Raw genomic sequence first — 13,188 nt, 5'->3', positions numbered from 1 at the left:
TCTATTACTATAGGTATTCTAGTTTAATTCATTTTACTTGTCAATAAGTTTTGCCCAATAATATGCAATAATATTGTATAACGGTTTATAGTATCTCAGTTACCATATCTCTCACTATTTCGGCGATTGCCGGAGAAGCGGTTATTCCCGGCGATTCAATACCGATCAGATTGATCAACCCGGGTAAGCCACGGTCCGCCTCGTGCCTGACGACAAAGTCTTTTGGCCCTTCACCCGGCTTCTGCAGCTTAGGTCTTATGCCCGCCATTTCCGGCTCTATATCATCATAGTCCAGAAACGGAAGCAGTTTTTTAGCTTCCTCGTAAAATCGCCGCTTGTTCGAGTCGTCTATGCGATAATCGATCTCTTCTATGTATTGCGCGCTCGGGCCGAGTCGTATCCTGCCGTCCAGATCAAGGGTTACGTGCACTCCGACGCCGGTCAGTTCGGCCGGCGGCACCGGGTATACCAGCCTGTTGATTAACCCGCTTTTTCCCCATGAAACACTGTAGTATTCACCTTTGCAGTAATACAAGGTATAACCAGCCCCGCCGGGGTCGATACCAGCCATGCGGGCTACCTTATCCGCATGCAACCCGGCGCTGTTGATCACAACCCGCGTTTCAAATATAAACTTTTCCCCGGCACTATCAACTTCAATTTGATAGAGATCGTTTTTTCTCTCAACGCCGGTTACTTCAGACTTGTAAACTACCTGTGCCCCCTCATCTTTTGCCTGACTCAAAAACATTTTAATCAATTCATGCACATTTAATATGCCCGTTGACGATGAGAAAAGGGCGGCCACACCGGCGACATCAGGCTCCAAGGAGCGCAGTTCGCGCCGTGACAGCAGCCGCAAACCCTCCACGCCATTTTTCCTGCCCTTATGCAATAAATCTTCCAGCGCTTCACACTCGGACGAGTCCGCCGCCACAATAATCTTGCCGGTGTTTCTATGCCCTATCGCATAGCGCCGGCAAAGCTCATATAGGAGGGTGTTCCCCGCCACACAGGTTTTTGCTTTCAAAGAATTTTCCGGGTAATACAGACCCGCGTGGATAACCTGGCTGTTCCTGCTGCTGGTCTCCATCCCGAAAGATTCATTTTTTTCAATAACATAAACCTGCCGGTTTTTTTGGGCCACCCCGGCCGCGACAGCCGCCCCGACAACCCCGGCTCCAATAATCGTTATATCCGCTATTTCACCCATTTACCCTTAACCTTTTAATTATTAGAAAAAAATTAGTTAGTCGGTTACAATATTGCTAGGATATTTTCATTCTGACTCCTGTCTCCTGACTCCTTGATTTTACCCGCTTGGCTGCACCTTGAATTCACGGTTTACCACATCTCCGGATTTACCCATCAAACCGAGATTCTGACCGTTTAACGAGGCTTCCACCGCCCCGGCGTTGCCGAGAGTAATCTTAATTTTATCTGTACCTTCAAAGTGCTTCGACTGGCCGGGGATCAAGGTACCCACAAAGGCCTGCTTGCCATCCACGGTAACACTCATCCAGCAGTCACTGTTCTTGACATTGAGGTCAAGTTTAACCACGGAGGAATCGGCCGGTTGCTGTGGCTCAACCGGCGGTGGCTGAACCGGAGGCTCCGTTTGTCCGCTTATGGCGGGATTCTCCGGGTTGTAAGCTGACGGGTTGTCGACCGGCGTGCCGCCCTTGCCTTTTGCACTATTGAAATATAAACCCAGAACAGCCACGCAAACAATAACGGCTGCTACCGTTAAATAAAGACGGGAACGGGGTTTTCGGGGAACTCTGGCTTTTTTTTCCTCTTCAAAAATATGTTCCGGCGCTTCAGCAGGGGCTTCAGTAAAGAAATCGCTATAATTCGCAAAAACATCTCCCGCGTCGATTCCCAGAAATCTCGTGTAAGTTTTCAAAAAAGCTTTTGCATATACCGGCCCGGGGAGAACTTGAAACTGCTCTTCTTCCAAAGCGCGAAGATACTTGCGGCGTATCTTGGTTTCTTCCTCAACAGCCTCCAGGGTTAAGCCCTTTTCTTCCCTGGCTTCTTTAAGCCTTTTCCCTATTTCCACAAGCTGTGCACCTCCCCACTAAACTGTTTGCCCGCCGCGCCAAGAAGCTACTGCCGCAAATCAGGCAACGGCAAGCCTGTCACAAACTCGTAAACAACTTTAACCGCGTTTTCCATATCGCCGGTATCCACGCATAAATCGAAGCCGGCGCCTGGACTATCCGGGTAATTGTATAACGGGTCGTAATGACATTTCAACATGTAAGAAATAACCTGGTCGAAATTATTTCCCGCCAGCAACCCGTTTAATTCTTCCACCCGGGCCTGTCCCAGCTTTTTCACCAGAGACGAGGTGGCCTTCTGCAATTCGATTACCTTTGAGCCCGGCCCGCCGGCGTATACTTCCCGGATTCTTTTCACCCTGTTCTCCAAGGAGGTATACACTAGAACCCTTTCGCCGTGATGAATAAATTCCATCACCAGGGGCGGTACAATCAGGTTGCCCACCCGGCGGCTCTCACACTCGACCACAAAGAACCCCCTGTTGCAGGCTTTTTTTAACAACTGCACAATATGGCCTTCAAAAGCCTTCTGAGACGGGGAAGGGGGCAGGCCAATCTTGCCGTAGACCGAGCCGCGATGCCGGGCCAGGCCTTCCAGGTCCAGCACAGGCACCCCTAATTGGGCCAGACGAAGCAGGACGTCCGTTTTTCCCACACCGGTCAAGCCGTGCAGGACGACGGCTTTCAAAGGTATTTTTTGCTGCCCCAGATATTCGTTCACATACCGGCGATAAGCTTTATAACCACCGGCAACACGGTAAACCTGATAGCCCGCAGTGTCAAAAAGCAAGGCCATCAATTCGCTGCGCAGCCCACCCCGCCAGCAAAATACCGCAATTTTCCTGCCGCAGGCCATCCTGTCCACTGCGGACAGCTTCTCACCGAGCTTCGGCGAAACCAAATGCAAACCCATTTTGACGGCTTGCTCCGGGCCATATTTGTGGTAGGCCAACCCCACCGCCGCCCGTTCGCCATTATTTAACAAAGGTATGTTAACGGCACCCGGCATAGTGTCTGTCAAGTATTCATTCTCTGAACGCACATCTACCAGCAGCGCTTCATCCAGTGCAAGCGCTGCTTCAACTGCAATATTCTTATACACCTGATTTGCTCCAAGCCAGCTTGATTATATCGTCTCCTTTTACCCCAAATATATAACACAAGGTGTGGAAACTGTCAACGAAACGCGTCAATTTCTAATTATTCTTAAACAACTGGTTATATTGCTCTAAAGTCATCAGAATAGCCCTGGGCTTGCTTCCTTCGTAACCGCCGACTATCCCCTTCTTCTCCATCATATCAATCAATCTGGCCGCCCTGGCATAACCGATGTGCAGCCTTCTTTGCAGCAGCGAGATGGAAGCGTGGCCGCTTTCAATAAGAATTTGCACTGCCTGGGGCAAAAGTTCGTCTTCGAATTCGGGAATAGCTTCTTTCACCGGCTCTTCATGTAAAATCTTATCATTGTATACCGGTTCAGCTTGTTTTTTCAGGTAATTTACCAGATTCTCAACCTCACGGTCAGACAGATAAGCGCCCTGCACGCGCAAAGGCTTTGAGGCGCCAACCGGGAAAAAGAGCATGTCCCCCTTGCCGAGCAGCTTTTCCGCCCCGGACATATCCAAAATTGTGCGTGAGTCAATTTGAGAGGATACCGCGAAGGAAATGCGGGAAGGGATGTTCGCCTTGATCAGGCCGGTAATTACGTCCACAGACGGCCGCTGGGTGGCAACCAGCAGGTGCATGCCGGCAGCCCGGGCCATTTGCGCCAACCGGCAGACAGCGTCCTCCACATCCGCCGGCGCAACCATCATCAGGTCGGACAGCTCGTCAATAATCACGACTATTAAAGGTAATGGAAGCTTTTTGTTATCCTGATCATTTCTTTCACACAACTTGTTGTAGCGGGTAATGTCCCGCACCCCCGCCGCCGCGAACAACTCATAGCGTTGTTCCATTTCCCTGACGGCCCACCTCAAAGAGGTGGCTGCTTTTTTCGGCTCAATAACCACGGGTGACACTAAATGTGGTATCCCGTTATACATGGCAAGCTCCACCATCTTCGGATCGATCATCAGGAATTTTACTTCTTCAGGTGTTGCCTTAAAGAGTATGCTGACAATCAGCGTGTTGATACAGACGCTTTTACCGGAACCGGTGGCGCCGGCAATCAGCAAGTGAGGCATTTTGGCCAAATCCGCGACAACCGGATTGCCGGCAATGTCTTTGCCCAACGATATTGTCAGTTTTGAAGCGCCCTGAACGAACTCCTGCGTTTCCAGCAGGTCCCGCAAGTGAACCATGGAGGTTTCCTTATTTGGTATTTCTATGCCGACAGCTGCTTTACCGGGTATGGGCGCCTCTATCCGCACGCCCGGCGCCGCCATGCTCAGAGCGATATCGTCGGCCAAGCTGACAATCCGGCTGACTTTGACGCCGGAAGGCGGCTGGATTTCGTAGCGGGTAATGGCCGGACCCCGCGAAACTTGAATTACTCTGGCCTTAATCCCGAAGCTCTCCAGGGTTTCTTCCAGCTTGCGTATATTATCGTTTATATCCTTACTCAACCGGGTATTTTTCAGCCTGAACGGCCTTGATAGAATTGACAACGGGGGCAACCGGTAGGACGTATTGCCCGGCGCGGCTTCCAACGTTATACCCGGCCCGTCGTCCAGGCCGTCTTCAGCGGGTTCCGGCATGCCGGCAGTGTTTTTCGACGCCGCCTGTTGTTTCTTATTCTTCGCTTGTCCCTCAACAGATTGTTCGGAAACAGCCGGGGATTCCGGTATTGTCACGCGCTCACCCTGATCAATAATAACAGGTGTTAACGGCGGCGGTTGAGGTTCCTTTTCATTATGCTCCTGCTCATCCCCGTCCTCCTCAACTTCCGTAAAGAGGTAGTCTACCAGTCCCCGGAAACCTTTTCGGGAACCCTCCTTCATTTTGGCTAAAAACGTCTGGGCCATTGACAAGATGGAAAGGTTCGTCAACAGCAATAACGCGATTAGCCCCGCTGTAACCAGTATAATATAAGTGCCCACTATGCCGAAGGACTTTCTGAACAAGTAACTGAGAAGAGCTCCGAGCAATCCTCCCCCGTCTCCGGCGACCCCCGCGTTAAAGGAATCTTCCAGGGGAATAATCAAGTGGAAAAAGGTCAACGCGGTAAGATAGATCAGCAATACCCCGTACATCCTCGGGGAAACCACGGGCTGGCTTCGCCGGCGCACCAGCCTGCCCCCGGCCAGAACCAGCAAGAATGGGAAAAAGTAACACCCTTCCCCGGCAATGCTCCTTAAAATCCGCACCGCGAAATCACTTACCAGGCCGGAAGACTGGGACAGAAGGCTGACAATACAGAGAATACCCAGCGCGACCAAAATAACCCCGGATATTTCGTATTTCAGTTCTTCCTTCAGTTGGCCATGATTTGCCATGATTTGCCCTCCTAAAATAATATTACCATAGGTGCCCCCAAAAGTCCCTGAAATTCATAAAAAAAAGCCCTAAATCATGAAAACAAGGGCCTTTTGAATAAAACAGAATTTTTCTGAGTTTTATACCCCGGCAGTACGCACCAAGGCCAGGGTTATGACCGCAATCCCCACAACAAAACGGTACCATACGAAAACCACGAAGCTGCGCTCAGTCAAATACCTCAGCAAAAAGCCAATTGACATAAAGCCTACCACGGCTGAGGATACTACGCCGGTAATAAAAGCCGCGTTCAAATCCCCGGCCGACAATTCATCCAATTTTGCCACGCCCGCTCCGAAAATAATCGGCGTTGACAACAAAAATGAAAATCTCGCCGCCGTTTCACGGGTCAACCCCCGGAAACGTCCGGCGGTCATGGTTATACCTGAACGGGATACTCCGGGAATAATCGCCAGAGCCTGCAAAAAACCGATAAACAAACTGTCCGCCAGACTGATCCCGTAGAGCTGCTTCCTTCTTGCCGCTTTCCGGTCAACCCAGTATAAAGCAATACCCATGACAATGAGCATTATCCCAATCAGCACAGGATTTCGAAAAACGGTTTCCGCCTGTTTCTCCAGAAAAAAACCGGATAAAGCGCCGGGCACTGTGGCAATTACCAGATACCAGAACAAAGATCCGTCCCTGGTAGGTTTGCGCAGTAAGCCATTGGTGATCAACCTTGCCCAGTCCCTCCAAAAAAAAGCGACCACTGCCACCAAAGTACCCATATGCAGCGCCACATCAAACGAGAGACCGGGATCCTGCCACTTGAAAACCCAGGGCACGAGAACCAAATGCGCAGAACTTGATATGGGAAGAAATTCTCCGAGCCCCTGTACTATCCCCAGCACCAGAGCCTGTAAAACAGTCAATAAAAGCCCCCCCGGTATACGGCCGCCACGGCACACGGCAGTCAGCCGCAAAAAAACACCGTGTACCTTTCATTAAAAGCCGGTTACCAGGGTCATTATAACACAGCATATTTTGTCCGCAAAAACCTTTTTTGGGATTAACAATCAATTAAGCTGCCGGGCTGTAGATTTGTTTTCAAATAATCATAGGGGTTTGTGCTTAAAAGCTTTACTATCCTTTTTTTTCCGTTGCTTGTATTTTCAACCACCATTGAAACACCGTCGTAATTAATTTCCTGGTACTCCGGATATTTTTCCCTGTCAAAACCCTCCAAAACCAATTCCAGCTGCATCGGAGTATATAAAATCATTGTAACGGCGCCTCTCTTTTCGTTTTTTCATCGTTTTCATCAGTCTCGATCATAGCGTTCAGCTTTTTCACAGCGTCACCGATACCCCCCACCTCGTTGATCAGGCCGATATCCACCGCCTCCTTGCCGATTAGCACCGTCCCGATATCTCTGGCCAGTTCCCCGGTGCGGAACATTAATTCACGGAATTTCTCTTCCGTTATGTGCGAATGCTCCGTAACGAACCGCACCACCCGGTCCTGCATCTTATCCAGATACTCATAAGTCTGGGGAACGCCGATTACCAAACCGTTCAGCCGGATCGGGTGTATGGTCATGCTTGCCGTTGGAGCGATAAAACTGTGCGTACATGATACTGCAACTGGCACGCCGATTGAATGTCCACCTCCCAGAACAATAGACACGGACGGTTTGGACATGCTGGCAATAATTTCCGCGATAGCCAGGCCGGCCTCCACATCTCCTCCCACAGTATTCAGCACAATTAAAACACCCTTGACCTCGGGGGCTTGTTCCAAAGCCACCAACTGCGGAATCATATGCTCGTATTTTGTGGTCTTGTTCTGTGGCGGAAGCACCAAATGCCCTTCAATCTGACCTACTATCGTCAGGCAGTGAATGTTGCTCTTTACTTCGGGCATTGGCGTTGAGCCCATTTCCTTAACCGACTCCAGCGCGCCTTTGGTTTGGCCGGCCACTCTCTTGCCAGGCTTCGGCTCCTTTTCAGGCTCGTCCCTTCTTTCAGGCTCCGGCGCGATATCCGGATCGGGCTCAGGCGCACCAGGATCAGCGGGTATTATTTCGGAATCTAGTTTATTACCGGCAATGGTCATTTTTTCACTCCTCCCAATACTTAGGGATTACTCTAGTTCATCTCTTAGTATGCTTTGGAAAAAGGAAAAGTAACCAACATAAATTCTATAATTTTGGACAAGCGATTACCGCAACTGCAATAGTTCAATAGCCATTGTTATCCCCCCGTTACAATCAGCTTGAATATTTCTTACCTGCAAATATATCACAAAAAGTATATTCATTTAATTACTTCAGACATTTTAGCAGCAGGATATTGTGGAACGCTTTTTATATAGTGGAAAATATAAAAAGGGACTTCGCGTACGCTCGTGAAGTCCCTGCTCTTCTTCCTGGTTCCGTTATATCTAAATAACTTATTAGTTGGTAAATTCCTGCGTGAACATCATTCCATAAGGACCGCCATGGGCAATACCTACCCCTATGTGTTCATAATTGGAATTCAGAATGTTTGCCCTGTGGCCGGATGAGTTCATTAACGCCGTATGGGCCGCTCCGACGGATTGATTTGCCGCGATGTTTTCACCGGCATAGCTAAAAGAGATACCCTGTGATTTCATCATATCAAACGGTGAACCATAAGTTGGCGACTGATGACTGAAGTAATTGTTGTCGATCATATCTTGTGATTTCATACGGGCCACGTTTACCAGTCTCATGTCTACTGTGAGCGGCTGCAAATTAGTTTTTGCCCTTTCTTGATTGACAAGGTTAACCATTTGCTGCTCTTCGGCGGTTAATCCGGATGTGGAAACAGGCGCCGATGCTGCGGGAGCCGGAGTTGTAATCGGAGTCGAATTTGGCCGTGCAGCAGGTGTCGGATTCGGTTTTATTTGTTGAATTGGGTTAGCTTTCTGACTGTATATTTGATTAAAGCCCGGGAAGTTATTGAAGTTATTCATGTAAAAGCCTGTGGCGGCTTCTGCTTTTGGGCTGTTAAACATAAACAACGCCAAAGCGATCGTGAAAGTACATGCTAACAGCTTCGTAATCATTTTTGTGTTTTTAATCATTGACAAAGATATTTCCCCTTTCTTTTTGCGCCTGCGAGGTTAGCTGACGGGTTCGGTAAAAGATACCCTATCCGAAATCAAGTCACGTTTTCCTCCTTTCTTGTGACTATTCCGGGATTCACCCCATTGTGTTTGGTTCCCCCGCTCCCAGTGTGATAAATTTTCTGAGATTTGGCACGAACTATTATTTATTGGACAATCATATCCTTATTAGTACTTTTGTGCAAAACCCCCTTTGCAACGTAGATAAGCATTTATCATAAAGATTATAAGATAACTTAGAAAAAATAATGTAATTTTTGAATCATATAAGCATGGTAAAACATCCCCCGGTTCTTTATTCCAGGCGCTACTTTATGTGACAACAAGAAGAACTATTTAAACAGCCGCTTAATTACAAATTCAATTATCCCAATTGTCATCTCGACATTTTCCCGACACATTCAAGTCGTAAAATAATTACAAAAAACATAGTAATCTTAATTTAGCTAGATTCCATAAACCTCCGCTGCTATAAGTGGGGTTACCCCCGGTAAGCCCGAAGTCTGACGGAAGCTAAACGAGTTCACTCCCTGTTCAGTATTAATTCAGTATTAATGGAGAGGTGGCCTATGCAAACAGTAATGGTTGTGGAAGACGATCGTTCAATAGCCCTGTTGCTCAAAACTTATCTGGAGCATGCCGGTTTTCAGGTACCTGTTGCCTCAAGCGGGGAAGAAGCATTATCTATCTTTCCCGAAGTCAATCCCGCCTTGGTTCTGCTGGATTTGATGCTGCCCGGGAAAGACGGGTGGACTGTGCTGGATGGAATTCGACAAATAAGCAGTTGCCCTGTAATTATGGTGACGGCGCGCGGCGCTGTCGAGGACCGTCTGCATGGGTTCAATCAAGGCGCCGATGATTACATACCAAAGCCTTTTGATCCGGATGAAGTAGTAGCGCGGGTTAAAGCAGTGCTGCGGCGGCCGGTTCATCTGGTTGAGCCTGAACTGGTGCAGTTCGGAACCCTGGTGGTAAATTTTACCTCTCGTGAAGTAACTGTTAAGGGAAAAACGATTTTGCTCGCGCCGCGTCATTGGGAACTTTTAACTTTCCTGGTCCGCCACCCAAACCAGGTGTTCTCCCGGGATCAATTGCTGGACCACGTCTGGGGAATGGATTACGACGGGGGAGACCGTGCCGTGGACGTGTCGATCAAACGCATCCGGCAGTCATTGCAGGAATGGCCGGCGCAGGAAGGGGAGATAGCAACAATACGGGGAAAGGGGTATTTACTGCGTGTCAAGTAAGCAGAACGATTATACAACAAATACCGTATCAATGCTGACCTACTGGACACGCCGCTACGTACTGGTATTGCTGGGTTCTCTCTTGCTCCTCGCAGTGGCCGCGGGAATTTGGATACGAATCAGCACATACGACCACATCTACGACATGCTTGAATTACGCGCCGAGCAATTAGTCGATTTAAACGGCCAAGCGCCGGAAGAAAGCGAATTCTCTAATCGGCTGCGGCAAATGGAAGAGAGGCCGCACGAACCAAAGCATCTCTTTCCAGAAGCAGATATAAAAAAAGACGATTCTTCCAATAGACTGGAAACGGAGGCGGGGCCGCACGAACCAAGGCCGCCCATTCCGGATGTAGTGCACACGGTAGATACAGCGGGAAACATCAAAATAATTAAAAAATACGAAAATGAGGCTATTGATACTTCCGCGTTGTTTGCTGTTCCACCTTCATACCAGAATGTCCTCGCCGGGGAGAATGTCCGCGATCAAGTTAATGTCGCTTCTCAAACCTGGCTGCGTATCGGTGTGCCCGTTTATCAAGACGGAACCATTTGCAAGGCGCTTTATATCAGCATGCCCGTGGATAATCAAATCCGCGGCCCTTATGGTTTATTAGCCCTGCTTACCGGCATTATTACACTGGCCGGCTGGCTCGTACTGTACTTTCTATCCCGGAGGTTAATCCACCCGCTCCGGGAAGTGGCCGCAGCCGCGCAGTCCATAGCTGAAGGCAAGTATGACCCTGTCCTGCCCCAGGAGGTAAAAGAGCGGGAACTGCAGCAATTAATCGAATCATTTCGCTATATGGCCGCTCAGCTGAAACAGCTTGAACAGCTTCGGTCGGTCCTGCTGGCAGGCGTGTCGCACGAACTGCGCACACCCATTACTTCAATCCGGGGGATGATCCAGGCAGTACATAATAAAATAGTAACCGGTGCGAAAGCGGAAGAATTTCTGCAAATTTCCTGGAATGAAGCCAAACGGCTCCAGCAAATGGTTGAAGAACTACTTGATTTTTCTTCGTTTGAAGCAGGCGCGGCACCCATTAAGGGAGAGCCCGTTAATTTATCAAGCCTGATAAGTGAGGTGATCCATCAATTGAGTGTGCTTCCTGAATTCTCCAATATCCGGTTCGACGCAGCCCTGCCGGCTGAACCTGTTTGGCTCAACGGAGACGCGGGAAGGCTCCGCCAAATGTTCCTAAACCTATTCGACAACAGTAAAAAAGCTGCCGCAACTTTGCTCAGAATAACATTTCAGATACATGATCACCGGATCATGGTTGACATTGAAGACAATGGGAAAGGCATTGAAGCAACCGATCAGCCCTTTATCTTTGAGCGGTTTTACCGCGGCAGCGCCCGGCAGGCAATAGGCCGCGGGTTGGGCCTCGGCTTAACGATCAGCCGCTTGCTGGCTCACGCCCATGGCGGAGATTTGGTGCTCTTGCGTACAAGCCCCGCCGGCACAACGTTTCGTCTAAGTTTAACACGGTCCTTAAAATGATCACCTGAGGAGGAAAACCACTTGAGTTATAAACCGAAGATTATTGTTAACGGGCTTGGCTACCTGACCGGAGTCATAAAAAGAAGAAAATTGCTTTTTAGTATTATTGCAATCGCTTTAGTTACGCTGACAGGGTATTTTGCTGTAGGCAACCGGGGAAAAGCCTCTGAAAATTACTTAACCGATACCGTTAAAAAAAGCACGGTCACCAGCACTATTTCAGCCACCGGGACAATCGAACCGGTAAGCACGGTTACCTTAAGTTTTGAAAACTCTGAAATAATTAAAAATATTTATGTTAAAGTAGGTGAGCACGTAACCAATGGCCAGCTGATAGCCGAACAGGTCACCGACAACCTGGAGGCTGATGTCATTCAAGCCTCAGCCAGCCTGAAAGGAACCACCGCCAAGCTGCAGCTCCTGCAAAACGGTTCCACCCAGGAAGATTTGGAGCAAGCCGCAACCGACGTGCAAATAGCCCAGGGAAGCTATGACCTGGCAAAATCCAACCTGGAGCGCTATCAGCAGCTTTATGAAAATGGAGCGATAGCCAAGTCCGACTTTGACAGCGTCAATTTGGAATACATCAATGCGGAAGGCAAATTGGCACAAGCCAAGCAGTCCTTAAAATCGCTGCAAGCCGGCAATCGCGTGGAAGACATTGAAGCGGCGGCCGCTGATGTGGAAAGCAGCAACGCAAAGTTAAAACAGGCGCAAAACAGCCTGGCGGGGGCCAAAATGTACTGTTCAATTGATGGTATTGTCAGCGAGATCAACGGCGCGGTCGGCCAGCGCGCCACCGCCAACAACAACAGCACCACCGGCGGCGGGTTCGCTACCGTTATCTCGGAAGCACTGCAGTTAGAAACCCAGGTCAACGAGGCCGACATCGGCAAAGCCGCAGTCGGTCAGAAGGTTGAATTCACAGTAAATTCCTATGCTGACAAAACATTTACCGGCAAAGTAAGCAGCATTGCTCCCCAGGCAACTACTGTTTCCAATGTTCAACTCTACGATGTATACGTACAACTGGACGAAAACTACAAAGAGTTGAAAGCAGGCATGCCCGTCAATGCTAACATTATCGTCGAACGGCATGAAAATACACTCACTATTCCCAAGGGAGCCGTTACCTATGCCACGAGTTACTTGAATAAAATAAAGCAAACCATCCCGGCAAACTCTGCGGAAAACGGAAACGTCAGCAGCGGCAAGCAAGAAAACAGCCAGGCAGATAACAATAAAACGGAGACCCCAAGTACAACAACAAGTTACCAGGAACAGCAGAGCGTGGTTCTTGTTATGAACAACTCCGGCAGTCCCGCGCCGAAACGGGTTGTATTGGGCCTGTCAGACTTGAAAAATTACGAGGTTGTGAGTGGCTTAAACGAAGGCGAAACGGTGGTAATCGGCTCTTTGAGCGACACTGCAACCACAACTACCACAACCACCAACACCAAAAGCAACAGCATGCCGATGATGGGAGGAGGTGGTGGAGGAGGACCGCCACCAGGAAACTGATAAATACAGGTATTCAGAATTCAGGAGTCAATAATCAGTAGTCAGAATTTGAGAATATTTCGGGACGATAAGCTTTTTCTTGTTCTGACTCCTGAGCAGTTTACAATAATTTATCCGTAGGTGATGCCACATGCAGGAAAAGATAGTGCTCAAGCTTGAAAACATAAAGAAAGTATATGACATGGGAGAATCCAAAGTTAACGCCTTAAGAGGCATCGACCTGACCGTCACCCAGGGAGAAATGGTGGCGATTATGGGCTCCTCCGGCTCCGGCAAAAGC

At 48.9% G+C, this 13,188-nt stretch carries 12 protein-coding genes and 1 riboswitch; of the genes, 4 read left to right on the top strand and 8 right to left on the bottom strand.

Annotated elements, in window-relative coordinates; genetic code table 11:
* Positions 1-85 precede the first annotated feature (85 nt).
* From A4E54_RS01890 to A4E54_RS01855, 8 genes are all read right to left on the bottom strand, one after another.
* Positions 86-1,213, bottom strand: coding sequence for an NAD(P)/FAD-dependent oxidoreductase (locus A4E54_RS01890; protein WP_240084960.1), 1,128 nt, complete (start codon positions 1,211-1,213; stop codon positions 86-88).
* A 99-nt stretch (positions 1,214-1,312) separates the two neighbouring features.
* Positions 1,313-2,062: a helix-turn-helix domain-containing protein gene (locus A4E54_RS01885; protein ID WP_240084959.1), complete on the bottom strand. Its 750-nt coding sequence runs from the start codon at positions 2,060-2,062 to the stop codon at positions 1,313-1,315.
* A gap of 47 nt (positions 2,063-2,109) precedes the next feature.
* On the bottom strand, positions 2,110-3,165 hold the full coding sequence (mnmH, locus tag A4E54_RS01880) for a tRNA 2-selenouridine(34) synthase MnmH (RefSeq protein ID WP_240084958.1): 1,056 nt from the start codon (positions 3,163-3,165) through the stop codon (positions 2,110-2,112).
* Between the two features lie 94 nt (positions 3,166-3,259).
* Positions 3,260-5,500 carry an FtsK/SpoIIIE family DNA translocase gene (locus A4E54_RS01875; protein ID WP_286723995.1) on the bottom strand — a complete coding sequence of 747 codons (2,241 nt, stop codon included), beginning with the start codon at positions 5,498-5,500 and terminating at the stop codon, positions 3,260-3,262.
* Positions 5,501-5,620: 120 nt separating this feature from the next.
* Entirely contained in the window at positions 5,621-6,415 is a 795-nt protein-coding gene (locus A4E54_RS01870) for an undecaprenyl-diphosphate phosphatase (protein ID WP_240084956.1), read from the bottom strand.
* A 137-nt stretch (positions 6,416-6,552) separates the two neighbouring features.
* Positions 6,553-6,765, bottom strand: a complete 213-nt coding sequence (locus tag A4E54_RS01865; protein ID WP_240084955.1) for a YlzJ-like family protein — start codon at positions 6,763-6,765, stop codon at positions 6,553-6,555.
* On the bottom strand, positions 6,762-7,598 hold the full coding sequence (locus A4E54_RS01860) for an ATP-dependent Clp protease proteolytic subunit (protein ID WP_240084954.1): 837 nt from the start codon (positions 7,596-7,598) through the stop codon (positions 6,762-6,764). The genes A4E54_RS01865 and A4E54_RS01860 overlap by 4 nt, the downstream gene beginning before the upstream one ends.
* Before the next feature lie 339 nt (positions 7,599-7,937).
* Positions 7,938-8,591 (bottom strand): CAP domain-containing protein, encoded by a 654-nt coding sequence (locus A4E54_RS01855; RefSeq protein ID WP_286724018.1) that lies wholly within the window; start codon positions 8,589-8,591, stop codon positions 7,938-7,940.
* A 12-nt stretch (positions 8,592-8,603) separates the two neighbouring features.
* A riboswitch (cyclic di-AMP (ydaO/yuaA leader) is annotated at positions 8,604-8,778 on the bottom strand.
* Positions 8,779-9,202: 424 nt separating this feature from the next.
* On the opposite strand from A4E54_RS01855, the gene A4E54_RS01850 reads away from it, so the two are divergent.
* The 4 genes from A4E54_RS01850 to A4E54_RS01835 form a co-directional block, all read left to right on the top strand.
* A complete protein-coding gene (locus A4E54_RS01850) occupies positions 9,203-9,880 on the top strand; it encodes a response regulator transcription factor (RefSeq protein WP_240084952.1) in 678 nt (225 codons plus the stop codon).
* Complete coding sequence (locus A4E54_RS01845) at positions 9,870-11,387, top strand: sensor histidine kinase (RefSeq protein WP_286723992.1); 1,518 nt, start codon at positions 9,870-9,872, stop codon at positions 11,385-11,387. Before A4E54_RS01850 ends, A4E54_RS01845 begins: the two co-directional genes overlap by 11 nt.
* 21 nt (positions 11,388-11,408) lie before the next feature.
* Positions 11,409-12,908 (top strand): HlyD family secretion protein, encoded by a 1,500-nt coding sequence (locus tag A4E54_RS01840; RefSeq protein ID WP_286723991.1) that lies wholly within the window; start codon positions 11,409-11,411, stop codon positions 12,906-12,908.
* 130 nt (positions 12,909-13,038) lie between these two features.
* Positions 13,039-13,188 (top strand): ATP-binding cassette domain-containing protein (locus A4E54_RS01835; protein WP_353681805.1); only part of this gene is annotated, 150 nt, incomplete at its 3' end.

Source organism: Pelotomaculum sp. PtaB.Bin117 (genome assembly GCF_002067195.1).
Classification (GTDB): Bacteria; Bacillota; Desulfotomaculia; order Desulfotomaculales; family Pelotomaculaceae; genus Pelotomaculum_D; species Pelotomaculum_D terephthalicicum.
This window is presented reverse-complemented; position numbering and strand designations above follow the sequence as displayed.